We start from the raw sequence: 26,161 nt of genomic DNA on the forward strand, positions 1-26,161 counted from the left end.
CTAAAAACCTTCCAGATCTATTGCAGAAAAGTGTTCGCTAACAATCTATAGACGCGCGATCTTGGTTCAAGGTTGTTAGTTCACCGCCGAAAGCTCACGATTATCGAGATATTTTGCAAGACGCTCGTTGGCGATCGCGATATATTCACTGGAAATTTCCGAGCCGAGCCACCGCCGATCTAATTGATGAGCGATCTTCGCCGTCGTTCCGCTGCCCATGAAGCAGTCGTATACGACGTCGCCGGCGTTTGTCCAGGTATTTATCTGATCCTCGACAAGCTGCTCGGGAAAGATCGCCGGATGGCCGAATGCGACCTTGTCCTTCGAACTCGACGTTCCCACATTGTAGTAAAAGATCTCGCTGTCACCGTAATAAAAGATGTTGTCGAGCTTTCGCTCCTTCGGCGCGACGTGGTCGTGAGCGAGGTCGTTGCGGCCGACCTTTGTAATGCGAAACGATTTGAACGCCTTTTCCTGCTTGATCATCTGCGTGATCGGGTTAAACGTCGCAGGCTGCCCTTTAGAAAAGCAGAACATATACTCGAAACATTGCCGGTAACGCTTGCCGCAATCGCTCGGGATAGGGTTATTTTTGGCGTAGATCATCGTGTCATGCACCTTGAAACCGGCCTTTCTGAATTCAAAGGCGTGTTCAAAGCTCGTTAGTGATTCGCCGCCGTTGATCGTCCGATCGCCGACCACCCAAATGACAACACCGCCGGGTTTCGTCTTTTGAAATAGTCCCGCCGCAATATCCTCAACCGGAAAATGATATCCGTTATAATCACGCAGATCGTCATACGGCGGGCTCGTGATCGTCATGTCGATCAGATCATCGTCCATCCGCCGCAGCGTTTCGATACAGTTTTCGTGATAGATCGTTCCGAATTGCATAAGCTCAATTTATGTCGCCTTTTTTGCACAAGCCCGCGCGTAAGCAAGGGCAAAACATTCAACTTGAGATTCGTCCTTGCTTACGCGCGGGCTTGTGCCACCAGATCCCTACCGGAGCTAAATTGGCCACTTATTTAAAAAAGCTCCCAGAAATGCCTTCTCCGGCTTTTGCATCTCGTTTTCGAGAAACTCGCGGAAAAAGTCCTGCTCCATCACGTAATCTTCCTCTGAGATCTGACCCGCGAAGTAGACGACGCGGAGCCATACGAGATAGGTATTGAGCGTGTCGATCTGGTTGTATTCGACGATCTTTGTCAGGTCGCGGGCAAGCCAGAGGTCTGTGACCTGATCGCCTTTGACATCGATCTTTCCGGGGAATCCGCAGAGCTTCGCCAGCTCGTCGAGCCGTGGCGACATGCCGCCGCGGTTTGAGAATTTTGTCAGCAGATCGAGGTGCGCGTCGCTGTTTCGCGAATCAAAATAATCCGGCCCTTCCCACGGTTTTCCCGGACGTTGATTGAACGCCGGAGCCGTGATCTCGTTGATGATCCCGCGTTGGATCAGCACCTGAAGGTCTGATTCGGACGAATTGTAGCCGACTAGCTGCGGCCGACGGTCGCCGATTATGTAGAGAAAACGGTCGATGATCGCGGCTTCGTCGACGTCGTCGGATTCGACCGGAAGTTTCGGCAGCGAGTTGAGCGAAAACTCCGGCACCTTTTCGCCATCGCGGTAGACCAGCTTACGCGACAAAAAAGCGATCGAGACGACGCGCGAGAACATGTATTTGAGAAACGGACGCGGATTTTTCTCGGCGTCGTACTGAGGCGAGTGTTCCCACAGCCGCTGCATTGCCTCGATCTCGGTGGTTTCCTCGGGCAGGTCAAACAGCCGTTTGGAGCCCGCCGCGTCGGGCACCCATTCGAGATCGTAAAACAGAGCAAGTTCCTGAATCGGGGATTTCAGCATGTTAAATATTTAGATTTCCCGCACTAAACACTGTATCTATTAGCTCTTTGGTGTGGGAACAACAAAAGTCTAACATACTCGGCGCGCGGGCGAAACAACCCGCGCTTGCCCTAACGATGCTGATGCGTTTATATTGTTCCCACCGTGTCGACAGCAAATAAGACCCATTCTAAACTCGGCATCGCCGCGTGCCTCACCGCCTTAGCCGTTTGGGTATATTTTGCGGCGGCTGTTTACCTGATCTTTTACACCGAGGGATTTACCAATAAACTGACCGACCTTCTGATTCCCGAATCGCAAAGCGTGACCGACCTGCGGCGCATGGGTTCAGCCGTCGTTCTGATGGTGGTTATCTTTTTCATTATTCCCGCAGGGGGACATTTAATCGGTATCCTGATGTCGGTCATCGGTTTGTTCCGCCCGAGCAAAAAGCGTTTGTTTTCGATCCTCGGGCTTTTCCTAAATATCCTTCCAATGGCTGTCCTCCTGATCCTATTTCTCATTGGGAACTTTACGGAACCGAAATAACCCATACCGTTGATAACTGGCCGATTTCGTGTGCATACGAGCCTAAAAAACTCCAGCATTAAACCGTAACTATAAGAAACATATAGCTTTGCGGTTTTATGGCACGGTGCTTGCCACTAAACGAGCGACAACAATGTCGGAAAAATTCAATTTTCAGGGGGAAGTTTTATGTTAGTTAAGAAATACATCACGACATTTTTGATGGCAATCATGATGGCCGTCGCAATACCGGTTTTGGCCGAAACGGTCTCAGCACAGACCACTCGTTATTACCGCAGCAACGGACAGGTTTATAGATACAAAAAGCCCAACGTCTATCGCCGCCATCGTAAGGCGTTCAACATCGGTATCGGTACTGGCGTCGGAGCCCTCGTCGGCGGTTTGATCGGCGGGAAGAAAGGCGTTGTGATCGGCGGCCTCGCCGGTGCCGGCGGCGGTGCCTTGTTTACGCACAAGCAGCGACCAAAGAATTACGTCAGGCGCGTCTACGTCAGACCGCGTAACTACTAATGCACAAGCCCGCGCGTAAGCAAGGGCGAATCCCTCAAGTTAAGGATTCTCCCTTGCTCATGTGCACACTTCAGCATTTACATATCCGGGCATCATTCATTTGATGTCCGGATTTTTTTGCCTTTGCACGAATTGCGTCGAGTTAGGTGTAATTTTGGTATACCCGGTTCTTATTCGCAGAGCCGTTATGTCTGTAAACCATCGGAAATGCTGTAAGTTCCATCATTGGCACACCCGTTGCTGTATACAATATCGACGACGATGTCGGAGACCTTTGGAGGGATAAAATACTATGTTTCAGAAATTCTTAACAACGTTCTTAATGGCGATCATGTTTGCAGTTACGATCCCTGCCTTCGCAGGCACGGCATCAGCTCAGCGTCGGGATAACGACCGCAATCGCCGCTACAGCCGCGACAACAACCGGTATAATAACGATCGAAACTACGATAACCGTACCTACGACAACACGAATTACAACGACCAGTATTACGAGGACGATTATTACTACGATCAGTATGGCAACAAGAAGCCCAATGTTTACGACCGTCACCGCAAAGCCATCAACCTAGGCGTTGCCACAGGCGCCGGGGCAGTGATCGGAGCCATCTTCGGCGGCAAAAAAGGAGCCCTGATCGGTGCTGCCGCAGGTGTCGCAACTGGTGCGATCATCACCGCAAAGCAGAAACCGCGAAACCCGAATAGTTATCCGTATCAGTACTAATTGAAAGAGTTGGTTAATTAAAGCCTTGGGAACCTAATCGTTTCCAAGGCTTTTTTTCTTGGTATGAAAGGAAGGCACCCTATCGCGTCCGATGAGTTGCGACGGGTTTGATAAAGTACATTTATGGCCTGAAGGCTGCCTTTTTTTCGGCATCCTTTTTTGCTTCCGCGTCAGTGTCCCTTAGAAGGATGTACTTATTCTCGAAAATTGAAAGGCTAAAACCATCGCAAACTAATATGCCATTATCGCTAGGCCAGTAATGCCAAGCCGATTCTGGCAAATTCCATTGTTTAGAAAGATTCTTAGAGAACTCACCCGCACTCTCAAACGGCGTCTCGTCGTAAAATAAATGGATGGATGAAACTTTTTGATCCAAGAAAGAAATTCGTACAAAGTTAACATTATCGAAACCGGGGATATTATTAACATACCCGTTCAACGTTGTGATTTTGTTATTTTCCGGTGCTGGCAAAAGGGGGTACTTTTTAGCCACTTGGGCTACTGTCATTCTCAATGAGATTCCTCTCAAAACTGGTGCATTTGCTAATCCGATTTCGCATTTTGCTGGAGGCGATTTAGCTGTTTGAGCGAACACTGAGAGCGGTAGAAAAATAAATGCGACAAAGAATTTCATTTCGACAAAATAATACCATATGGTTTTGGAATTGCGACGGGATGTACTCTTCTTAGGTTCCGACAGTCCGAAGTAAAGACTCTCTAATCCGTCACCGCCCCAAACGCGCTCGACGAAACCAGCTTTGCGTACTTCGCCGCAACGCCGATCACCTTCGGCCCGGCGGGCGGCCCGGACCAACGTTCGCGTCTCGCGGACAATTCCTCATCCGACAAATTCACCTGTAGCAGACGCTTCACCGCATCGATCGTGATGCTGTCGCCTTCCTCTAATAATGCAATATTGCCGCCGACTGCCGCTTCCGGAGCAACGTGGCCTACGACCATTCCGTATGTTCCGCCTGAGAATCGTCCATCGGTGATCAGCCCGACCGCGTCACCGAGCCCGAGCCCGATGATCGCGGAGGTCGGCGAGAGCATTTCTCGCATTCCGGGTCCACCTTTCGGGCCTTCGTAGCGGATTACTAGGACATCGCCCGCATTGATCTTCCGGGCCATGATCGCGGCCATGCAGTCCTCTTCGGAATCGAAAACGCGAGCCGGGCCGGTGATCGAAGAGTTTTTGATACCCGTGATCTTCGCAACCGCGCCTTCCTGTGCCAAGTTTCCGCGAAGTATCGCAAGATGACCCTGAGCGTAAATTGGTCTGTCAAAAGGATGTATCACCAGCGACTGGAGTGCAAGCACCCCTGCTTGCACGTTCCCGCTAGAGGCAAGCAAGGGTGCTTGCACTCCAGTCGTGGCCAAATTCTCCGCAACGGTCTTACCGGTGATCGTCATACAATCCCCATGGATCAAACCATTCTCCAGCAAAATTCTCATGACCTCCGGAATTCCTCCGGCTTTGTGCAGATCGGTTGCAACATACAAACCCGAAGGTTTTAGGTCGCACAAAACAGGAACCTTTCGACGAATGTCCTCAAAATCATCGATCTTCAGATCGACCTCTGCCGAATGTGCGATAGCGAGCAGATGCAGCACCGCGTTTGTCGAACCGCCGGTCGCCATTATGACGGCGATCGCGTTCTCAAAAGCCTTCCGAGTCATGATCTGTCGCGGCAAAAGCTGATTCTCGACCGCTGCGGCCAAAGCCGTGACCGAATCGAGCGTACTCTGCGTCTTTTCATCATCCTCAGCCGCCATCGTCGACGAATACGGCAATCCCATGCCCATCGCCTCGATCGCGGATGACATCGTATTTGCCGTGTACATCCCGCCGCACGAACCGGCTCCCGGACAAGCGTGCTTCTCGACCGCCATCAGGGCAGCATCGTCGATCTTTCCGGCAAGATATTCGCCAACGGCTTCGAAAGCGGAGACAACGGTAAGGTCCTTGCCATTCAAATGCCCGGCCTTGATCGTGCCACCGTAAACGTAGATCGCCGGGATATTCAGCCGCGCGATCGCGATCATTCCGCCCGGCATATTCTTGTCGCACCCGCCGATCACCAGCACGCCATCCATCTGCTGGCCGTTGCAAACCGTCTCGATCGAATCTGCGATAACCTCACGCGAGATGAGCGAATACTTCATCCCCAACGTGCCCATGGAAATGCCGTCCGATATCGTAATAGTCCCAAAAACCTGCGGCATCAACCCGACGCGTTTTGCCTCAATGACTGCGGCATCCGCGAGTTTCCCCAGACTCAAATTGCACGGCGTGATGTTGCTGTAACCATTCGCCACACCAATGATCGGCTTATCAAAATCACCGTCCTCAAACCCAACCGCCCGCAGCATCGAACGATTCGGGGCACGCTCAACGCCTGATGTGATTATTTTGCTTCTCGAATTATTTGGCATGTTTCTCTAATGCAGAAGCCCGCACGAAGTAAGGGCTCCCACTGCAATCACGAACGTCAAATCCCAGTCGGCGCCCTTACTTCGTGCGAGCTTCCGCAATACTTCCTTAACTCCCAACCGCCGTCGATTCCCCGCGATGCAATTGGACTCGTTTCTCAAAAACCTCACGCACCATCCGAATGTCCTCTAAAAACACCGGCAATTCTTCCATCCGAAGAGCCTGCGGTCCATCGACCAACGCCTTGTTCGGGAACGGGTGAAAATCGACGAGGATCATATTTGCCCCGGCGATCACGCCCTGGGCGGTGACGTGCATGATGTCGAGGATCGTGTCCGAGCTGCGCGAACGCGTTCCGACCGAGTGCGATGGATCGATGCACACGGGCATACGCGTCAGACGTTTGACGACCGGAATGTGGGCAAAATCGACCATGTTGCGATGCGGGTCGCCGATGTTGGTCTTCATACCGCGTAGGCCGAAAACGACCTTGTGATTGCCTTCGCTGGCCAGATATTCGGCAGCGTGGAGCGATTCGTCGAGCGTGATGCCGAAACCTCTTTTCAACAAAACAGGAAATTCCTGTTGACGACCTACGCTCTTGAGCAGTTCGAAATTCTGCGTGTTTCGCGTTCCGATCTGCAGCATCACGCCGGTCGGGTTTCCGGTCGCGTCGAGAGCCTCGTTGATCTCGTCAACATGCGACTCGTGCGTGACCTCCATCGCGATCACCTTGATGCCGTATTTTCCGGCGAGTTCGAAAACGAACGGCAGACAATTCTTGCCGTGCCCCTGGAAAGAATAAGGCGAAGTTCGCGGTTTGTACGCACCCATTCGCGTACAGACCTGACCGTTCTCCTGCAAAGCCTTCATCATCGCTTCGACGCTCTCAGGCGAATCGACGGCACACAAGCCGGCAAAAACGTTCAGCGTATCCTGTCCGAAATTCACGCCATTGTAGGTGAAATTGCTCGGACGATTGTCGTCCTTGTGACGGCCGAGAATGCGATATTCCTCAGAAACGCGAACCGCGTGATCGACGCCAGGAAAGCTCTTCATCTCATCCAGTGCCAAAGCGGCCGTGTTACCGATCAAATAGATCTCCGTCAAAAGCTGTTCACGCCCCTGAACCTTGTGCACGCGAAACTCGATATTCGGAAGGTTAATTAAATGACTCTCCAGCCGCTGAAATTCGCGGGTCGATTCGTCAATATTTGGTTTTAATACAAGGATCATAAAATTATTAAATCTAGTAACAACGGATTATCGCGGATTGGCACTGATTCTTATCAAAACTTAGAAAGCGGGAAACCGTTTGAACCAAAGCGTTTTCAAATCTGCGAAAATCGGCGTAAATCCGTTGTTTCTTTTCTTACTCCTAAGCGACACTGCCCAGACGCGTCGTCGAATATCGTCCGAGAAATCTCACGCCCTCGGTCTGTTCGCCGATCTCGGTCAAGGCTCCCGTCAGATCGCCTTCGATATTGGGTACGTTGATGTCGAGATAAAAGTTAAACTGGCCCGGCGAATTGCGGATCGGCAGGCTTTCGATCTTGGCGATGTCGATGTTGCGGCGAACGAGCGGTCTCAACGCTCCATGCAAAGCCCCGGCTTCGTTTCTTAGTTGAATAACGACCGATATCTTTGAGCCGGTGTTTTCCTCGTTCGGCTTGGCAGACAATAATGCAAAACGAGTGTAATTCTCACCGTTGTCCTCAAGATGCTCGCGAAGTATCTTCCCGCCATATATCTCAGCCGCCCGGCGTCCGCCGATCCCGGCACGCGTCACATCGCGGCTCTCGACCGCACGCCGAACGCTGCCCGCCGTGTCGTCAGCCGGAACGCTTTTCAGATGCGGATATGCGGCAAAAAATCTGCGGCATTGAGCGAGCGCCGCCGGATGCGATTCGACCGTCTGTATCGTCTCCATCGTCGCATCCTGACACGCGACCAAATAGTGCGAAACCGGCAATATCACATCGGCAATAATATGCAGCGAACTATCGAGCAGCAGGTCAACACAGCGATGAACCGACCCGATCAAACTATTCTCAAGCGGAGCCAAGATAAGATCGGCTTTTCCTGCATCGATCGCGGTGAAAAGGTCTTCGAAAGTCGGAAACGAAACGGTCACGCACTCATCGCCGAGGATCCCAAGAGCTGCTTCCTCGCTGAACGTTCCGCGATCACCGAGAAACGCGACACGCGATTTTCCCGTCAGTTTCGTAACTTCCGTTTGCGGAGCGTCGGAACTTTCGAAAGGTTTGAGATACGTTTTTTGCTGAAGCAAAAGCGATTCATCGATTATCCGCTGAAAGATGTTGTCAATGCTGTGCTCGTCAAACGGCCCTGTGTTTTCCTGCCGCAACCTCGCCAAAACCTCGCGTTCGCGGTTCGGATCGCACAGCGAACGCTCGTCATTCGTCTTCGCCGCCCCGACGCGCAGGGCGATCTCCGCCCGCTTATTCAAAAGCCGCAGCAGCTCGCCATCGATAGCATCGATCTCAGCCCGAGGATTGTTAATTGTCGGTGCGGTCATAAAAATCATGAATGATTAACCGCAGATGGACGCAGATGAACACAGATTTTTTTATTCTATCCGTGTTTATCTGCGTTCATCTGCGGTTAAATTCCTTCCTAGACTCCCCAAAGAAACTGCCCCGGGTTGCTGTGCAAGCTCTTGTCGACGCCGGATTGCCAATCAGGGCGGGCCTTCGAGCAAATGTCGATCGCGATCACATCTTCCAAAACTTCCGACGAATGCTCAACACCCGGCGGGATGAACAGCATTTGATTTGCTCGAACCGTCACGTCTTCGTCCGGCAAACGAAACAGCCACGCGCCTTTTAGTACGAAGATCACTTCTTCTGATTCATGTGAATGAAGCTTGGTGACCTCGCCCGCGTGAACCTCTACCTTGCCGATCGTCAGCGATTCGCCAGTAGCAATCTTTCTAAAATACGACGAGCTAACCTCGTCACTTTCGACCTCGTTTAAATCAAACAATTTCATGATTCACCCCTGAATTACCTTTGTGCTCTCCGTGATCTTCCCTCCGAGCCCTCCGTGTTAAAACTATTCTTAAACACAAAGATCGCAGAGGGAAGACACAAAGGATGCAAAGTTAGTTCTTTGCCGTATTCACCAGGGTATTTTGCGACAACCACGGCATCATCGCTCTGAGCTTGGCACCGACTTCCTCGATCTGGTGGCGTTCGCCTTCGCCTTCGAGACGTTTGAAATTCTCCTTCCCGCTCTCGCATTCGCTCATCCATTCGTCCGCGAATTGCCCCGATTGGATCTCGCCGAGAATTTTCTTCATCTCGGCTTTGGTCGCATCTGTAACGACTCGGCTGCCGCGAGTCAGATCGCCGTATTCGGCGGTGTTTGAAATAGAATAGCGCATGTTGCCGATGCCGCCTTCGTAAAGAAGGTCGACGATCAGCTTCATCTCGTGAAGGCATTCGAAATACGCCATTTCCGGCGAATATCCGGCCTCGGTCAGCGTCTCAAAACCAGCCTGAATGAGCGAAGTCAATCCGCCGCAAAGCACTGCCTGCTCACCAAATAGATCCGTTTCCGTCTCTTCCTTAAAGGTTGTCTCGATGATGCCGGCACGACCGCCGCCGATCGCTGACGCATAAGCCATCGCCACCGCCGAAGCGTCACCCGACACATCCTGATGCACCGCCATCAAACACGGAACCCCGCGGCCGCGAGCGTATTCGCTGCGAACCAAATGCCCCGGCCCTTTCGGAGCAACCATGAAAACATTGACGCCTGCGGGCGGCTCGATCTTTTTAAAATGAATGCCGAAACCGTGCGCGAAAGCCAGATATTTGCCGTCTTTCAGTGCAGGTTCGATGTCGTTCTTATAGATCGACGGCCCGAGTTCGTCGGGGACGGCCATCATGATAACGTCAGCTTTTTCGGCGGCTTCGCGTGCAAAAGTGACTTCGAGCCCTGCTTCCTCAGCCTTTTTCCACGATTTGCTGTCCGCATGCAGCCCGACTATCACATCATGGCCCGACTCTTTCAAGTTGTTAGCATGCGCATGCCCCTGCGAACCGTACCCGATAACGGCGATCCGCTTTGACTTCAAAAGGCTATCGTCCGCGTCTTTGTCATAAAAAACTTTCATGTTTGTGTTGTTTCCTTAATGTTCTTTCTTACTTTGCGTCTTCTTTGCGTCCTCTGCGACTTTGCGTTAAGTAACGTACTTATCCAACGCAAAGACGCCAAGACCGCAAAGAAGACGCAAAAGATCATGCTGCGGCCGCAGCCCCAAATTGTTCATCTGTCATCAATCTCGACAACCGATTGATCGCCACACATCCGCTTCGCGTTACTTCGTTGACCGTCAATGGCCGCAGCATTTCGATGAATGTGTCAACCTTGTCCATCGTCCCCGAAAGCTCAAGTATCATCCGGTCGTGCGAAATATCGACGACCTTCGCGCGAAATATCTCGACCAAACTCATCACTTCCTGCCGCTCGTCTCCGGATCTGACCGAAACGTCGATAAGAGCCATTTCCCGCTCGATGTGCGGCAAACTTGTGACCGCTTTCACCTCGCGAACACGTGCGAGCCGAGAGCATTGCTTGATGATCTGCTCGACGGTACGGTCGTCGCCCTTGGTGACAACCGTAGCCTTCGACCATTCCGGCTCAAGCGTTTTGCCGACCGTGATCGTCTCGATATTAAACCCGCGAGCCGAAAACAACCCCACGATCCGCGAAAGCTCCCCGGGTTGATTAGCAACGATGATTGAAATTGTGTGGCGCATGGCGTTTTGGTCTTTGGTTTTTGGCTTTAGGTCTTCGGTCTTAGCCATCTCTAGTTCCGTGCCGATCCGTGCGTTCCGTGGTTAAACTCTTAGGAATTTTAACCACGGAACACAGGGAAGGCACGGAAAGAACTACTTGAGGATCATGTTCCTCGACGCCCCGCCGACGGGAACGATCGGGAAAACATTCTCTTCCTTAGAAACAACGATGTCCCAAATCGTGACCCCATCAAACTCGAGCCCCTGTTTCAAAACATCCTTCAATTCGCCCGGCGTTTTCGCTCTTAAACCCTGTGCTCCGTATGCTTCGGCGAGCTTTACAAAATCCGGCGATATCGACAGATCGACCTCGGAATAAGCACGTTCATAGAACATTTCCTGCCACTGGCGAACCATGCCGAGGTAGCCGTTGTTCATGATCAGGACTTTGAGCGGCACTCTGTATTGGATCGCGGTGATTATCTCCTGATTGGTCATCTGAAAACCGCCGTCGCCGACGATCGCGACCACCTGCGTTCCCGGGACCGCGATCTGCGCTCCCATCGCCGCCGGCAAGCCAAATCCCATCGTTCCCAGCCCGCCGCTGTTGATCCACTGCCGATTTCGCTTGAACGGATAAAATTGCGCCGCCCACATTTGGTGTTGTCCGACGTCCGAAACGATCACCGCATCGCCGTTCGTCACCTCGTGCAAAGTCTCGATGACCTGCTGCGGCTTGATCTCAAACTCCGAATACTCACACGACAGCGGCACCGCCTTTTGCCATTCGCGGATCTCGCTCCACCAACCGCCGAGCCGTTCGCGGTGGTTCGTCGCACATTTTGAAACCAGAATTTCGGACATGATCTCAAGAGCGACACGAGCATCGGCGACGACAGGATATTGAGGCTTCCTGATCTTTCCGATATTCGAAGCCTCGATGTCTATATGAATCACTTCCGCATTCGGAGCAAATTCCGCCAGCTTTCCGGTTACGCGGTCGTCGAACCGCACGCCGATCGCCACCAGCAGATCGCTCTCAGCAACCGCCATATTGGCGGTGTACGTGCCGTGCATTCCAAGCATTCCCAGACACTGTGCATGAGCCGTTGGAAATCCGCCCAGCCCCATCAAAGTCGGCGTCACCGGCACACCCATAGCCTCAACGACCTTCGTCAAAGCCTCCGACGCACCGCTCGTCACCACACCGCCGCCGACATAAAACACCGGCTTTTTGGCCGTCAGTATTCGCTCCAAAGCAACGCCGAGCATCTCGCGGTCACATTCCGGCTCGACCGCCTGCACACTCAAAAATCTCGCGCGGTCGTCGCGGTATTCGCACAAAGCCGCCGTCACATCCTTCGGAATGTCGATCACGACGGGCCCGGGTTTTCCGGTGCTGGCGAGATAAAACGCCTCATTTACAGCGTTCTCCAGATCCTCGACATTGCGAACGAGATAGCTGTGCTTCACGATCGGCAAAGTAATGCCAAATGTGTCGACTTCCTGAAAGGCATCCGTCCCGATCACCGCCGTCGGCACTTGGCCGGTGATAACCACCAGCGGGATCGAATCCATATACGCGTCCGCGATCCCCGTCACCGCGTTCGTCGCTCCCGGCCCTGAGGTCACGAGTGCAACGCCGACCTTCCCAGTAGCCCGCGCGTAACCCTCAGCCGCATGCACCGCGCCCTGCTCATGGCGAACCAGATAGTGCGTGACCGCCTCGCGATATCGCCACATTTCGTCGTAGATATGCAAAACGGCTCCGCCGGGCAGGCCGAAAACGGTGTCGACGCCGTTATCGACGAGGGCACGCATCAATATCTCGGCCCCGCGAACCGGGTCGACCAATCGCGTCGGTACCTGAACTTCACCAGCAACGTTCTGAGCGGTTGAAACAGCTTCTAACATATCGAATAAAGTTTCCCTTAAAACCAAAAGGCCATCATCGGTTTGTGCGATGATGACCTCATTAACCCTTTTTACCGGACCAACTTGTCATCATTTCTCTACCGGAAAAATAATGTCGTAAATTACTACAAATACAGGAAAGCCAGGCGAAGATACACTAAGAACCGAGACATCAACCGTGCGGATGATCGCATTTGAAATATTGTGGTTCGAGTGGTTTTGCATTAGCAAATGTTTTGATGCTGAGAGAATTATAATCTCTAATTATCAGATGTCAACCCTTTTTATTGAATTGAGAGAGGTTAGAGTGTTTTTTTCTCGCGCATTTCAAATAGCACGCACAAAAGGCGAGAATCGGATCTGCCTACAGAAATTAAGCGTGGCCGATCCACGCATAACCCGCATAACCCGCATAACCCGCATAACGTAACAAAGTACGCAAAACATATCATTTTGTGCAATCTGTGCATAATGTATCAATCCGTGCAAAACGTGCTTCCATTTTGGGTGCGTTTTGGGTTAGCGTTGATCATTATGAAAACTTGCTCGACCTGCACCTGCCCAAAACCGCTCGCTCTTCGTTTGAACCCATATCAGCGCGATGAGAAACTCCCACTCGTCGAAAGAGTCCTCGGCCTGCTAGTCGAAAGCCGCTACTTGAACGGCCGGGCCGAACGCCTTGCCGAATTCAGCCAACCGCGAGACGTCGCGGAAATCTGTCTCGACCTGCATCCGAAGCCGTTTGGCTCCTGGCTTTTCGGTGCGTTTCGATCATTCGGTTCCGTGCTTTTCCGTGCGTTCCGTGGTCAGTTCTTCCCTTGGCAGAAGATAGGCCACGGAGCGGCGACAGCGACTGGAGCGGCAAGCATCCCTGCTTGCCAGCGGTTGAAAACCGCTTACGCGCTCAGCTTCACTCAACTCGCAAACTCCCGAGGCCCATAACAATCGCGGAAGCCGCAATTGTAGCAAGCAAGGATGCTCGCCGCTCCAGTCAGTTGCGTCCCGCCGCAACCTACACCAATAAGCCTTGATCTTTGAAAACCCAGGGACACATCCCTTTGCGGCCTTTGCTTCTTCGCGTCTTTGCGTTGAAAATCCTTTCTACTGAAATTTCATTTATGTAGCCCGGAATTTCAGGTAAATTCCAGGGACACATCGAAATGGCTTAGAATGCTTTTATGATCCAGACACTTTCCGGCCAGCTTGAAAAATTTCAGAACGCGGTCGGCGTTAAATTTCAGCTTTACAACAGCCTATTTCTCGCCCTGCCGTTTTACGGGATCGACAAAACGGGTATTCTGCTTTCGCTTTTCGGCAGCAATTGCGAAGAAGGGTTTGCGGCCGGAAAGAGCCCGACCGAGATCATCGACGGCTTTCTCGCGGAGCGACAAAACAGCGACGCTCTTGATCTGCTGTTCCGGTTTGTCCAGTACGCGGAGCGTCAGGTCGTCCTGTTCGACGCTCTTGAGGACGCGGCGTTTGCCGAGATGAACGACCTGAACGGCCCAGGGACGCTCACGCAATTGGAGGCGGCGGTTCAGCAGAGCGATCGGCTCGCCGAGTTCAAACAAAAGCTCGCCGATTTCTCAGTACGTCTCGTTTTGACCGCTCACCCGACGCAGTTTTATCCGGGTTCGGTGCTTGGCATCATCAACGATCTCGACGCGGCGATCACGGCGAACAACGTGACGACGATTAACACGCTGCTCCAGCAATTGGGACGCACGCCGTTTTTCAAGAAGCAAAAGCCGACGCCGTTCGACGAAGCCTCAAGCCTGATCTGGTACTTGGAAAACGTCTTCTACAATGCCATCGGAGCCATCGCCTCAGAACTGCGTCGCTCAATTTCGGATGAGTCAGTGAACCTCGCCGAGCTGATGAAAATGGGATTCTGGTCCGGCGGCGATAGAGACGGGAATCCGTTCGTCACGAGCGAAACCACTCTCCAGGTTAGTGACGCGTTAAGACGTTCGATCCTCCGCTGTTACCACACCGATATCCGAAGATTGCGTCGCCGCCTAACCTTCGCCAATGTCGAAGCGGCCGTGATCGACCTCGAAAAACTAGTCTACCGCGAAGCCTTCCAAACCAGCGATCAGCGAGTCAGTCCAGGGAGCGATAGCGACTGGATTCCCAGGGACACATCGTTGACCAAGCTCGAGATCCTCACAAAACTCGGCACAATTCGCACCGATCTCGTCACCGGCCACAACGGCCTCTTCGTCCACCTCGTCGATGACCTGATAAACAAAGTCGAAATATTCGGCCTCCACTTCGCGTCACTTGATATACGACAGGAAGCATCCGAACACGAAAAAGTTTTGCAGGAGATCGGCGACGCGAGTGACGCGTTTAGTTATGGATCATTGACCGAAGCGGAAAAGATCGAGCTTTTATTGACAGCTCCAAAAAGCGCGTCACCAGAATATTTGCCGACCGAATTGTCCAGGGACACGATCCGCACCGTCGCGGCGGTTGCCGAGATCCAGCAGAAAAACGGCGAAGAAGGCTGCGATCGCTACATCATCAGCCAATGCCAGAGTGCGGTTCATGTGGTCGAGGTCATCGGATTATTTCTCGCCGGCGGTTGGAAACTGGACGAGCTGAGCGTCGATATCGTCCCGCTTTTCGAAACGATCACGGACCTGCAGCACGCACCGTCGATCATGCGAGAGCTTTATAACTTACCCGCATATCGCGAGCATCTGCAGCGACGCGGCAACCGACAAACGATCATGCTCGGCTTCAGCGACGGAACCAAAGACGGCGGTTATCTGATGGCGAATTGGAGTATTTACAAGGCAAAAGACGAACTAACACGAGTCTCGCGGGAGTTTGGAATTAACGTCGTGTTCTTCGACGGCCGCGGCGGCCCGCCCGCTCGCGGCGGCGGAAAAACGCATAAATTCTACTCCTCAATGGGCCAAAACGTCGCCGACGAATCCATCGAACTGACGGTCCAAGGCCAAACGGTAAGTTCAAATTTCGGAACCGTGGCGTCCGCAAGATACAACATCGAACAATTGCTGCACGCCGGAATTTACAACGATATTTTCGCTCCGAAGGAAACAACTTTCAGCGAACGCGAAGAATATCTGATGACGAACCTAGCCGAACAAAGCTTCAACGCCTACGATGAGCTAAAAACGCATCCGAATTTCCTCGAATATCTGTCCGCCGTCAGCCCGCTCCGATTTTACGCCGAAGCCAACATCGGCAGCCGACCGACAAAGCGAGGCTCCGGAAAGCTAACGCTGAAAGACCTCCGTGCGATCCCCTTCGTCGGAGCCTGGAGCCAGATCAAACAAAACGTCCCCGGCTTCTACGGTGTCGGCTCAGCACTAGAAAAAATGGACGCAAATATCGACGAGATCACGGAAATGTACCGCTCCAACGGCTTCTTCAAAGCCCTCATCGACAACTGCGAAATGGCCATGCAAAAAACCTTCATGCCCCTGACAGCATTTCTCGAAAACCACGAAACCTACGGCGAAGTCTGGCGAAAGATCCGCGACGAATATGACCTGACCCGAAAGTACTTAACCCTGATCTCCGACACCAAAGAACTAATGTCCGACCTGCCCGTCGAACAGCAATCAGTAAGAACCCGCGAACGCATAGTCCTGCCGCTCCTCGCGATCCAGCAGTACGCCCTAACCAAGATCCGCGAAAGCGAAGAACGCGGCGAAGCGGTCGAGAGCCGGTCAGTTTACGAGAAATTAGTGATCAGATGCTCGTTTGGAATTATTAATGCGGGAAGGAACTCGGCCTAACGCTGATATCAAATATGGAAGCTAAATTTCACAGAAATGAAAAGTACCCAATATTTCTCCGCGGTAAGATCGTCACCGTTTGTGAATTGCTATTAAAGGAAAAAATAGGCGTAATAGCAGGTTCTCGTGAGTTAGTAAGCCTTAGCTCTAAGTTTTTTGATAAGCACGACGAAGATTTTTTGCCATTTGTTGCTATCGACTCCGAAACAGATCATCTACCCGTTGATTGGGAGCAAGGAAATTGGAGTGAGGAGGCGTTGAAACGAAAGGACGTAGAAATTTCTGAATATGAGGCAGCGGCGAAACAGGATGTATTTACTGCGTGCAGAAACCTTATTTCCAGGTTCGACCTACGGGACTGATCGATCGACCTTTTGATTTGATCTTTGAAAATTAAACCTGATCAGCCCTACGAGCATTTATCTCACCGGTTCTCAACTTTCGCTCGAATTCGATCCTGAACTCGGCCATCTGCTGATCGAACTCGGCAAATTCTTTGTCAGTCTCGATCTTTTTCCTGACCTTGTTGTCGAAAAATCTGACGCCTTTGATATCCGAATTTTTCAGAGATTCGAGCCAGCCATGCAATTGTTTTGAGATATTGATCGCCTGCTTTATGAGATTTGAGATCTCAAATTTGAGATCTGAAAACCTATCCAGAGATTCGCAAATGCGGAGCATTGAACGAGATTCACCAGCAGAACCGCGGGCAATATACAGGAAATTGATCAGCTCATTTGTAGTACCACGCTCAAAACCTTCGGCGATGTTATTCGAGATGGAAAGCGATGCACGTTCGAGTTGATTTTTAGTATCACCTAGGCCTCGAAAGTCATTTTTGGAAGTAAATTCGAAGACGTTCAAAGCAAAACGTGTTGATGCCTGCCAGACAGGGAGCTCTTCGAATGTGGAGTATTTCATAGCTTGCTCTTGGGTGAACACGACGAAACAGGTCAAAAATACGTTGAGCGGTTTCGATCGTGATTGACCGAAACCGCTCGTATTTTAGACTTCTTTTATTTGAGATTTCAAATTTGAAATTTCAAATTGATTTTGGGAATTCCATTTAGATCTTTGAAAACTAAACACTCTACGCTACTTCTTCAGTATCTGAAATTTCAGATCTCAAATTAGAAATTTCAAATACTTCCTGGAATTAGCACGAAGAGAATGTCTGAGATCTCAAATTCGAGATCTCAGACACATGAAGGCTAGAACGTATAAGTATTCGCCCCGATCAATGTCTCCGCAATTCTCTGTCTTGCAGCGACTGTATTGATCGGCGAATTGTTCTTAGTAAATCGCTTGAGTGCAACCAGCAGCGTACGCATTTCGTCTCCGTCTGTCATGGCGGCGATGGCGTTTTTGGCTTTGGCTTCGACGCGTTGGATGGCGTCGTTGCAGTAAACCTGGGCCATGTCGGCGTAGCGGTCGGCGCCCGACGAGCCCTGGAGCTTTTGGGCACGCAGGACGGCGGTTTCCATGGCGTAGGCTTCGATAATGATGTCGGCTGCGTACATCAGGAGTTCCTGCTGCTTTTCGAGCTCCATCATGTATTTCTGGGCCGCGGTTCCGACGACCATGAGAGCTGCCTTCTTGGCGTTTTGGGCAAGTTTCAGCTCCATAGCAAGTGGTGAATCGTCCTCGTCGAACGACATCTGCGGGTTAAGGATCTCGTCCATGAGAGCTTTTGCCGCTGGGATCAAGCCGATCTCGCCTTTCATCGCACGTTTTAAGAGCATGCCGGGAATGAGCAGGCGATTGATCTCGTTAGTGCCCTCGAAAATGCGGTTGATGCGGGCATCGCGGTAGGCACGCTCGGCAGGATAGTCGGCCGTGTAACCTGCTCCGCCGTAGATCTGGACCATTTCGTCAACGACGTAATCTAGCACTTCGGAGCAGAAGACCTTATTGATCGAGCTTTCGACTGCGTATTCCTCGATAGAGCGAAGTTTGGTTTCGTTATCGGCACCCGTTCCGATCAGGGCGTCGATCATACCGACCGTGCGATAGGTCATCGATTCGCCAACCCAGGTGCGGGTGGCCATTTCGGCTAGTTTGAACCGCATCGCACCGAACGTCGATATCGGCGTATTGAACTGCTGACGCTCATTCGCATAACGGACCGAATCGTGGATCGCAAGCTTGCAGCCGCCGATGACCGAGGCCCCGAGCTTGAAGCGGCCGACGTTGAGGATGTTGAACGCGATCTTCGCACCATCGCCGACCTCGCCGATGATATTGCCGACCGGAATGCGTGCGTCAGAAAGGATGATCGGGGTTGTGGACGAAGATTTGATACCCATTTTATGCTCTTCGGAGCCGGGGCGGCAGTTTTCGCTGCGTTCGACAACGAAGGCCGAGAATTTTTTCTTCTCGCCGTCGACCTTGGCAAAGATGATGTAAACGTCGGCAAAACTGCCGTTCGTGATCCACATCTTTTCACCGTTGAGGATCCATTCGGAGCCGTCCTCGCTCAGACGGGCCGAACATTTTGCACCGAGAGCGTCCGAGCCCGAACCAGCTTCGGAAAGGCAATATGCAGTGATCTTTTCGCCGGAGATGATCGGCGGTATCCACTTATGTTTGAGGTATTCGGAGCCAAAATACAGTATCGGAAGCAAACCGATCGACGTCTGAGCACCAAACGTCACGCCAAAGCCCGAGCCGCGGCCCATCATCTCAGCCACGACCACTCCGGTCGTCTGGTCGAGTTCGAGACCGCCGTATTCCTCGGGAATGGTCGCACCGAGCAGGCCGAGTTCGCCGGCTTTCGCGATCAGCTCACGCGAGATCTCCCAGGCGTGTTTCTCCATCGCATCGATCTGCGGCAGGACCTCGTTGTCGATAAATTCCCGCGTAGTATCGCCGATCATCCGCTGTTCGTCCGACATATCCTCAGGCGTAAAAACCTCAGCCGGGACACGCTGCTCGATCAAAAACGAACCGCCTTTGATGTATTCTTTCTGCATTTGTGCTTCCATTACGTTAATTGCTCCTTACGAATTTGCTCAGAACATTGTAATGAATGAATGCTCATTCAGTCAATGTATTTTCGGGGTTATGGCTGAATATTGAGAAATTTTTCAGTTCAACCATAACGTAATTGATGTTCTCTGCATCAATTCTATAAAGATTTTGCGTTCAAATCCGCTGGTACCTTCGTTATAATTTCGAATGATGAAAAAATTCATACTTATCGCAGTTGTTTTTCTTGCGTTGTCTTCCATCACGGTTGCGCAAACGCCAAAATTGGAGACCTCAAAGATCTACCGAACGGGATTCAACTTACTCCGTTCGGTTACATTTTCCTGGCGAAAGAATATTGGGCTTTCATGGAGGTCGACTATATGGATGCCTGGAGCGGGTTCATTGAGCCAGTCTTCGGGAAAGGCCTGCGGATTAGGTTTTCTGATGGTCTAATTGTTTCGGTTTTTGACGGACATGAGAAGGTAGAAAAGATAGAAACAAAGATCGGTCAAAATACGATTACGTACCTATTAGTGAATAACGCAAATGGAAAGCAAATACTTGCGAAGGTGGGATCAGCAAATTTCTCCGCAAAGATAGTCACCGATGACGATAAACTAGAGTTTCTAAAAATAATAGCTGAGTTTCGCCGTGGAAGATGCGAAACCTGTTTGAATTCGCGGAACACGAAACAAATGCGGGCAGTTTTCGAGAAAAGAGCATCCGAACAACCCAAGGAGAAATAGACGCAAATGAAATATAATTCCACCTGCGTCTATTGGTCATTGAAAAGAAACCTAGCTTAACAATTCAAAGATCCCAGCCGCTCCCATTCCGCCGCCGACACACATGGTAACCATGCCGTAGCGGCCTCCGGTGCGTTTGAGTTCCTGGAGGACTGTGGCGGTCAGCTTTGCTCCTGTACAGCCGAGCGGATGGCCGAGGGCGACCGCGCCGCCGTTGACGTTGACCTTTGCGGGGTTCATTTCAAGGACTTTCATGACCGAGAGTCCTTGGGCGGCGAAGGCTTCGTTGAGTTCGATCACGTCTATCTGATCAAGCGTCAGGCCCGCCATTTTTAGTGCCTTGGGGATCGCATAGACCGGGCCGATTCCCATTTCTTCGGGTAGACAGCCAGCGGTTGCGAACGAGATAAATCTCGCGAGCGGCTTGATGCCGAGTTCGGCAGCTTTATCGGCGGACATCACTACCGCAGCGGCGGCTCCGTCGGACATTTGCGAAGAGTTCCCGGCGGTTACAGTTCCGTTGACGTGGAAAACAGCTCGCAGTTTCGCCAAACCTTCGACTGAAGTATCAGCTCGGGGGCCTTCATCCTGGGCGAAGACAACTTCTTTGCGACGAACCCGGCCTTTTTCGTCTAGTTCGTCGACAAAAATGGTCATCGGCACGATCTCATCGGTGAACCGTCCTTCCGCAATAGCGGCGAGGGCTTTGCGGTGCGAGTTGTACGAGAATTCGTCAGCCTGTTCGCGGGTGATCTCGTATTTGCGGGCGAGATTCTCAGCCGTGAGTCCCATGTTCAGGTAATAATCGGGATATGTATCAACAATACGCGGATTTGGCCGCACAACATTGCCGCCCATCGGGATCATCGACATCGTCTCGAGCCCGCCCGCAACGATCGCGTCAGCACCGCCCGACATGATGCGTTCCGCAGCCAGAGCGATGGTCTGCAAACCCGAAGAGCAATAACGATTCACCGTCATCGCCGATGTCTCAACCGGCAAACCAGCCGCGATCGCCGATGTGCGAGCCACGTTCATCCCCTGCTCGGCCTCGGGAAAAGCACAGCCCATGATCACATCATCGATCAGCGAAGCGTCCACGCCGGAACGCGAAACCGCTTCCTTAATAGCCGCCGCCCCGAGATCATCAGGCCGAGTATTTCTCAAGGTTCCTTTCGGAGCCTTTCCAACAGCCGTACGCACGGCTGATACGATTACTGCTTCTTTCATAAAATTACCTTTCCTATACGTCTTCACTGACAATGGCGATTTCCCAAATATATTGATACTCACATTTAGCTAAAGGCTCAAACGTTCTGGATGTATAGAACCCTTCATCTGTTTTGATAAGCCCATTTCTACTGGACGAGGTGTCAAAAGCAGGAAAGTTGTTTACCAATATTCGTCCGGCTTGTTTTGCAGTAAGCTTTTTATCCGAATCGCGTTCAAACCGCTGAGTTTTGACTAAAGTCCGAACGCGAGAGCCCGCGTCTTGGTTCTCGTGAAAAATTTGGATTTTGACAAGCGACATACAGTTCCCCCTTACCTAAATCGATTCGGCTCTTCGCTTGATCGTCTTCAACATCTCCATCCTTATCAAACCGCTGAATGGTTGGACAAATGTCCAGTAAAATCCAAAGCTCTTACGACTGCCTTTGTCGAGGCATTGGATGCGGGTTTCGGTGGTGAGCCGGGTGTTTTCGCCGTCTCTATCTAGTGAAAAGTTCCACACCGCCTTCGCATAGCCGCTTTTGTCGAACGCCTTGAAGTTATCCGCGTTCACATCCTGCAGATCGCCCCACGGCGTCCAGAATTTTCCGGCGAGGCCGATCAGCAGTTCGCTCGCGGGCCGCTCGCCGAGAATCCGGAATTTAGAATAGCTCAAATTCCGAAGCGTCAACGCATCCGCCGACATACCGCGAAGCGTGAGCAGCATTCGTACGATCCACGATTCGCCAAAATTCGCGTTCTGAGCCGCTTCGTAAACGGTCGCGGCATCGGCGTGGATCGCTATCGAGTGTTTTTCCTCGAAATCGTATTCGGCTAAAAATTCATCGATCAGCATTTAGACGCTCCAGTTTTTTCTCTACGCGATGAACATCCATCATCCTCGCCGTTCCCTCGCCGCCGCTGGTTGAGAACGAGGCGAACATTTGCCAATATCGCACGGCCTCGCGATACTTGACGATCTGATCCTCGCCCTTCAGCGTGTCGCCCCAGTTTTCGTAATATGAGCCGCGAACCTCGCAATCCGGAAACCAGCCTTCGCCGCAATCTGTGGCTGCGAGCATTGTCGCCTCCGTTTCCGCGTATTTACCTTCTCTGGCTGTCTGCCACCAATCCGGTGAACTCATATCGCCACCTCAACCTCTTCGACACTCAGAACCCTCTTCAAGTCGCCCGGCTCGATCTCGACCAAAAACCCTCGTTTTCCGCCGTTGATGTAGATCTTATCAAGTTCAATAATGCTCGCCTCGACATAAACGGGCATCGCAGTTCGAGTGCCAAATGGCGATGTGCCGCCGACAAGATAGCCTGTATGTTTAGATGCCCGATCTGGGGTTGCCGGCTCGACAGATTTGACGCCGATGTGGCGTGCTAGGTTCTTTGTCGAGACAAGCTTGTCGCCATGCATCAGCACGATCAGCGGATTTTTCTCGTTCGTTTCAAATATCAAGGTCTTTACGACCGCGTGCTCATCCACGCCTAGCTGCCGAGCCGATTCGCCAGTACCGCCTTTTTCGACGTAATCGTAAAGCCGGGGCGTAAACTGCACCTTTTTCTCACGCAAAAACCTCACTGCTGGCGTCACCGGATGATCCATTTCTTACGAAGCTAGCTCCTCTTTTGCAGTACGAGGACATCCTAAAGCCGCAACGTAGAGCCCGAGCATTATATCGATCGCTCCGCAAAAGCCCGGCCACCAGATCGGAACTCCTGCATCCTCAATAAGCAGAGCGTGAACAAAGTCAAACACGCCGTGAGCCGCAATACCAAAACCGACGATACGACAGCTTTTTGAGTAACCAAATACCGCAATACTCGAGAAAACCAGAGCAAAAACTAACTCGGTTAAAACCACAGACATTCGCCCATCGATCGCTCCGAACAGGACATAAAGAAAGCCGATCACGATCAGTACCGTCGGGTAAAATGAGCGGTCTTTCTCAAACCCCGAAAAGCGGGCGAAAACCGCGAGCACAACCGCCGAAACTATGCCGACCAGATACTCCATCGAGAGAGCTAAACCTCCTTGTATCTGAAACAGGTCGTCAGGTGATCATTCACCATCCCTGTCGCCTGCATGAATGCGTACATGATCGTCGAGCCGACAAAATTAAATCCGCGTTTCTTTAGATCCTTAGACATCGCGTCGGATATCTCTGTCTTCGCCGGAACATCACCCATGCCTTTCAGCTTGTTGTTGAGCGGTTTACCGCCGACGAACGACCAGATGTATTTGTCGAACGAGCCGAACTCTTCCTGCACCTTCAAAAATGCCTTCGCATTCTCGACCGCTGACTTTATCTTCAAACGATTGCGAATAATGCCCTCGTTCAAAAGCAATTCACCGCATTTTTCTTCGTCATATTGCGAGACGATAACGGGATCGAAATTATCAAAAGCCTCACGATAATTGTCACGCTTCCGCAAAATCGTATCCCAGCTCAATCCTGCCTGCGCACCTTCCAAAATAAGGAACTCGAACAAGGCCCGATCGTCGTGCAGCGGCACGCCCCATTCTGTGTCGTGGTACCGGATATTCAGCTCATTTTTCGCCCAGCTACATCGCTCCATATTTATTGAACCGAGATCATGAGTCCTTTGTCAGGATTCACATTGTCGTATTCGAGTCGCTTTTTCTTCTCGCCGCCATACGTAACAACAATGCCGTTTTTCGATTGCTTAACCTTGCTATCGTAATAGTTATAACTGCACGAAGCATAGATCTCGCTCTGTATCTTTCGGTTTTTCAATGTCTTATCAGCCCTAATCCACAAGATCGCCTGCGGACTGTCGCCACCGCACGGTGCCATGGGGCTTGTTATTGGCGACGAACTTTGCACATTTGCGACGAGATAAACCAAGCCGTCTCGCTCTGCCGTGAACAGCGTGCGGTACTTGTGCGGCGGATTGCCCGGCAGGCTGCCGTTCGTCCCGGTTAGGGCATCGTCGAGGTTGAAGATTACCGACCGTTTTCCAAAGGCAATCTCAACCTCTGAGTATTTTCTGGGCACAAGCTTGAGCGCCGACTGAGCACTGGCAGCAAGTGCCGTGATACAAATCACCAATGCCGTTATCGCAATTCTCATCGTTCGATCTTATATACTTTCAAATAGCAAACGGTTGAGCTTGGATGCTTGGCTGAGGTTAGCTTCCCTGTCAGTTTGACCTTGTCGCCAAGTTTGACTGGTTGCCCCGCGTTGTCGCGGATCTTTAGATCCTCTCGCTTAAATCCACTCGCCGGTTTGTCTGCCGTATTGGCTCCGCCGCCAACTTCGAGATCGACGCTTATTCCTTCCTTATCGCCAGCCTTAGCGAGCAGACTGTAACCGCATTCCATTCGGCCGCTGGTATTCGAGCAAAAAATGCTGCCGCCCTTTTCCTCAAGAATGCCGCTGACCTCGATGTTCTTATCGTTATTACTAAGGTCACAAGCATTCGCATATTCGACCGGTTCGCCAACAACATTGCACGCAGAAACGAAGAGTGATGCCGCAATTACAGTTAATAGAAAAATGTTTTTCATGAGTTTAGTTCCTTCCTTTTTTATCTGTTAATTTGTCTGAACAGATAAGGGAACGTACCTCTCAACTAAATCTTGCGGGCTCAGCTGCGTAAAATCTGCGTGGGCCTCGACCACCGATTCGCATTTCAACACATCCTCGGCAGAATTTACGGTCGTAATGCCGATAGAAACCATTCCAGCTCGATGGGCTGCTTCAAATCCGCCGATGGCATCCTCAAAAACAATGCAATTCTTTGGTGCAACGCCGAGTTTCCTCGCCGAAACCAGAAACATCGCCGGATCCGGTTTTCCCACCGTTACATCAGTCGCCGTCGTTACCGCCATGAAAAACTGCCTCAGATCGAGCCCGTCGAGGATGAATTCCATATTGGTATTAGACGCCGCGGTCGCGACCGCCATCTTGACCCCGAGCTTTTTGGACTCGGTCAGGAATTCAATCAAACCGTCGACCGGTTTCCTTATCGGAAGATAGGCTTCTCGATAAAGAGACTCTTTTCGCTTTGCCAGTTCTGCGATCCGCTCATCCGAAATATCACCGAAAACCGTAGGTAATATCTCACGGTTTGTTTTTCCCGCCGTTGCGACCAGGAATTTGTGCCGGTCCATTTCGACGCCGTTTTCGTCAAGCAGATTGGCCCACGCCTCTGTGTGGACATGCATATTGTCAACGAGCGTTCCGTCCATATCAAAAATGAACGCCCTGCTTGAGATGTCTGTCATTGACTTTTTTTGGCAATGTACAGCGTCTTCTCGATCGACGCATGCAGCGTGCCTTCCTTGTCCTTTAACTCAACATTATAGATCCGATCGACCGATCTTTCTGTCTCAGCAAGCGCTTTGATCTCCGCTATCTCTTCTGTCGTCAGAACAAAACTCGCGTACAAGGTCGTCTTACCCGGCTTTCTAAATCTAACCTTCGCCGCCTTGTCCCCACGACATATCCATCGCCCAGAATATGCATCAGCATCAGCATATAAAGCGGATCGATCGATGCATAAATGCTGCCGCCGTAGATGGTGCCGACATAATTCCGTGTCCGCCACGAAAGCGGCAGTTTCATCCGCAATTCGTGAAAATCGTCCGAAATATAAGTCACGCGGCCGCCGGTTCCGCGATAGCACGGAAAAAGTTAAAACCCCAGCGAAAACGACGGCTCTTAAAACTCTCTGGCATGATCAAGACT

General features: G+C 51.5%; 28 protein-coding genes and 1 pseudogene. 6 read left to right on the top strand and 23 right to left on the bottom strand.

Going from position 1 to position 26,161, the window contains the following annotated elements; genetic code table 11:
• Positions 1-75 precede the first annotated feature (75 nt).
• Both IPG22_04380 and IPG22_04385 read right to left on the bottom strand, forming a co-directional pair.
• A complete protein-coding gene (locus IPG22_04380) occupies positions 76-894 on the bottom strand; it encodes a site-specific DNA-methyltransferase (protein MBK6587538.1) in 819 nt (272 codons plus the stop codon).
• A gap of 117 nt (positions 895-1,011) precedes the next feature.
• The gene (locus IPG22_04385; protein ID MBK6587539.1) at positions 1,012-1,863 is read right to left on the bottom strand and encodes a 3'-5' exonuclease; all 852 of its coding nucleotides are present in this window, start codon (positions 1,861-1,863) and stop codon (positions 1,012-1,014) included.
• A 144-nt stretch (positions 1,864-2,007) separates the two neighbouring features.
• Here IPG22_04385 and IPG22_04390 point away from each other — a divergent pair, with 144 nt between their 5' ends.
• From IPG22_04390 to IPG22_04400, 3 genes are all read left to right on the top strand, one after another.
• Entirely contained in the window at positions 2,008-2,391 is a 384-nt protein-coding gene (locus IPG22_04390) for a hypothetical protein (protein ID MBK6587540.1), read from the top strand.
• A 168-nt stretch (positions 2,392-2,559) separates the two neighbouring features.
• Positions 2,560-2,901, top strand: a complete 342-nt coding sequence (locus IPG22_04395) for a hypothetical protein (GenBank protein ID MBK6587541.1) — start codon at positions 2,560-2,562, stop codon at positions 2,899-2,901.
• 292 nt (positions 2,902-3,193) lie between these two features.
• A complete protein-coding gene (locus IPG22_04400; protein ID MBK6587542.1) occupies positions 3,194-3,625 on the top strand; it encodes a hypothetical protein in 432 nt (143 codons plus the stop codon).
• Positions 3,626-3,746: 121 nt separating this feature from the next.
• Here IPG22_04400 and IPG22_04405 read toward each other — a convergent pair whose 3' ends face one another.
• The 8 genes from IPG22_04405 to ilvB form a co-directional block, all read right to left on the bottom strand.
• Positions 3,747-4,259, bottom strand: a complete 513-nt coding sequence (locus IPG22_04405) for a hypothetical protein (protein MBK6587543.1) — start codon at positions 4,257-4,259, stop codon at positions 3,747-3,749.
• An 83-nt stretch (positions 4,260-4,342) separates the two neighbouring features.
• Positions 4,343-6,061, bottom strand: coding sequence for a dihydroxy-acid dehydratase (gene ilvD, locus IPG22_04410; protein MBK6587544.1), 1,719 nt, complete (start codon positions 6,059-6,061; stop codon positions 4,343-4,345).
• 106 nt (positions 6,062-6,167) lie between these two features.
• Positions 6,168-7,295: a 3-deoxy-7-phosphoheptulonate synthase gene (locus IPG22_04415; GenBank protein MBK6587545.1), complete on the bottom strand. Its 1,128-nt coding sequence runs from the start codon at positions 7,293-7,295 to the stop codon at positions 6,168-6,170.
• 142 nt (positions 7,296-7,437) lie between these two features.
• Positions 7,438-8,598, bottom strand: a complete 1,161-nt coding sequence (locus IPG22_04420) for a chorismate mutase (GenBank protein ID MBK6587546.1) — start codon at positions 8,596-8,598, stop codon at positions 7,438-7,440.
• A 98-nt stretch (positions 8,599-8,696) separates the two neighbouring features.
• The gene (locus IPG22_04425) at positions 8,697-9,071 is read right to left on the bottom strand and encodes a cupin domain-containing protein (GenBank protein MBK6587547.1); all 375 of its coding nucleotides are present in this window, start codon (positions 9,069-9,071) and stop codon (positions 8,697-8,699) included.
• A gap of 112 nt (positions 9,072-9,183) precedes the next feature.
• The gene (ilvC, locus tag IPG22_04430) at positions 9,184-10,200 is read right to left on the bottom strand and encodes a ketol-acid reductoisomerase (protein MBK6587548.1); all 1,017 of its coding nucleotides are present in this window, start codon (positions 10,198-10,200) and stop codon (positions 9,184-9,186) included.
• Between the two features lie 124 nt (positions 10,201-10,324).
• Entirely contained in the window at positions 10,325-10,846 is a 522-nt protein-coding gene (ilvN, locus tag IPG22_04435; GenBank protein ID MBK6587549.1) for an acetolactate synthase small subunit, read from the bottom strand.
• A gap of 132 nt (positions 10,847-10,978) precedes the next feature.
• Complete coding sequence (gene ilvB / locus IPG22_04440) at positions 10,979-12,739, bottom strand: biosynthetic-type acetolactate synthase large subunit (GenBank protein ID MBK6587550.1); 1,761 nt, start codon at positions 12,737-12,739, stop codon at positions 10,979-10,981.
• 534 nt (positions 12,740-13,273) lie between these two features.
• Here ilvB and IPG22_04445 point away from each other — a divergent pair.
• The 3 genes from IPG22_04445 to IPG22_04455 all read left to right on the top strand — a co-directional run bounded on the left by IPG22_04445 (position 13,274) and on the right by IPG22_04455 (position 16,874).
• A complete protein-coding gene (locus tag IPG22_04445) occupies positions 13,274-13,681 on the top strand; it encodes a hypothetical protein (GenBank protein ID MBK6587551.1) in 408 nt (135 codons plus the stop codon).
• Between the two features lie 236 nt (positions 13,682-13,917).
• Entirely contained in the window at positions 13,918-16,512 is a 2,595-nt protein-coding gene (locus tag IPG22_04450; protein MBK6587552.1) for a phosphoenolpyruvate carboxylase, read from the top strand.
• Between the two features lie 14 nt (positions 16,513-16,526).
• The gene (locus IPG22_04455) at positions 16,527-16,874 is read left to right on the top strand and encodes a hypothetical protein (GenBank protein MBK6587553.1); all 348 of its coding nucleotides are present in this window, start codon (positions 16,527-16,529) and stop codon (positions 16,872-16,874) included.
• Positions 16,875-16,905: 31 nt separating this feature from the next.
• Here the strand turns inward: IPG22_04455 and IPG22_04460 are convergent, their stop codons facing one another.
• From IPG22_04460 to IPG22_04520, 13 genes and pseudogenes are all read right to left on the bottom strand, one after another.
• Positions 16,906-17,433 carry a four helix bundle protein gene (locus tag IPG22_04460; protein ID MBK6587554.1) on the bottom strand — a complete coding sequence of 176 codons (528 nt, stop codon included), beginning with the start codon at positions 17,431-17,433 and terminating at the stop codon, positions 16,906-16,908.
• Positions 17,434-17,723: 290 nt separating this feature from the next.
• Positions 17,724-19,496, bottom strand: coding sequence for an acyl-CoA dehydrogenase family protein (locus tag IPG22_04465; protein MBK6587555.1), 1,773 nt, complete (start codon positions 19,494-19,496; stop codon positions 17,724-17,726).
• A gap of 783 nt (positions 19,497-20,279) precedes the next feature.
• Positions 20,280-21,458, bottom strand: coding sequence for an acetyl-CoA C-acyltransferase (locus IPG22_04470; protein ID MBK6587556.1), 1,179 nt, complete (start codon positions 21,456-21,458; stop codon positions 20,280-20,282).
• A 13-nt stretch (positions 21,459-21,471) separates the two neighbouring features.
• Entirely contained in the window at positions 21,472-21,759 is a 288-nt protein-coding gene (locus IPG22_04475) for a hypothetical protein (protein ID MBK6587557.1), read from the bottom strand.
• Positions 21,760-21,774: 15 nt separating this feature from the next.
• On the bottom strand, positions 21,775-22,293 hold the full coding sequence (locus IPG22_04480; GenBank protein MBK6587558.1) for a hypothetical protein: 519 nt from the start codon (positions 22,291-22,293) through the stop codon (positions 21,775-21,777).
• Positions 22,280-22,582 carry a hypothetical protein gene (locus IPG22_04485; protein MBK6587559.1) on the bottom strand — a complete coding sequence of 101 codons (303 nt, stop codon included), beginning with the start codon at positions 22,580-22,582 and terminating at the stop codon, positions 22,280-22,282. Before IPG22_04485 ends, IPG22_04480 begins: the two co-directional genes overlap by 14 nt.
• A complete protein-coding gene (ybaK, locus tag IPG22_04490) occupies positions 22,579-23,052 on the bottom strand; it encodes a Cys-tRNA(Pro) deacylase (protein MBK6587560.1) in 474 nt (157 codons plus the stop codon). Before ybaK ends, IPG22_04485 begins: the two co-directional genes overlap by 4 nt.
• A gap of 3 nt (positions 23,053-23,055) precedes the next feature.
• Positions 23,056-23,463: a hypothetical protein gene (locus tag IPG22_04495; protein ID MBK6587561.1), complete on the bottom strand. Its 408-nt coding sequence runs from the start codon at positions 23,461-23,463 to the stop codon at positions 23,056-23,058.
• An 8-nt stretch (positions 23,464-23,471) separates the two neighbouring features.
• The gene (locus IPG22_04500; GenBank protein MBK6587562.1) at positions 23,472-24,026 is read right to left on the bottom strand and encodes a DNA-3-methyladenine glycosylase I; all 555 of its coding nucleotides are present in this window, start codon (positions 24,024-24,026) and stop codon (positions 23,472-23,474) included.
• Positions 24,027-24,028: 2 nt separating this feature from the next.
• A complete protein-coding gene (locus IPG22_04505; protein ID MBK6587563.1) occupies positions 24,029-24,541 on the bottom strand; it encodes a hypothetical protein in 513 nt (170 codons plus the stop codon).
• Positions 24,538-24,978: a hypothetical protein gene (locus tag IPG22_04510; protein ID MBK6587564.1), complete on the bottom strand. Its 441-nt coding sequence runs from the start codon at positions 24,976-24,978 to the stop codon at positions 24,538-24,540. The genes IPG22_04505 and IPG22_04510 overlap by 4 nt, the downstream gene beginning before the upstream one ends.
• A gap of 27 nt (positions 24,979-25,005) precedes the next feature.
• Positions 25,006-25,698, bottom strand: coding sequence for an HAD family phosphatase (locus tag IPG22_04515; protein ID MBK6587565.1), 693 nt, complete (start codon positions 25,696-25,698; stop codon positions 25,006-25,008).
• Positions 25,695-26,119: pseudogene (locus IPG22_04520) on the bottom strand (DUF4442 domain-containing protein). The gene IPG22_04515 and the pseudogene IPG22_04520 overlap by 4 nt, the downstream one beginning before the upstream one ends.
• Between the last annotated feature and the right edge of the window lie 42 nt (positions 26,120-26,161).

The sequence above is a fragment of the Acidobacteriota bacterium genome (assembly GCA_016703965.1).
GTDB lineage: Bacteria > Acidobacteriota > Blastocatellia > Pyrinomonadales > Pyrinomonadaceae > OLB17.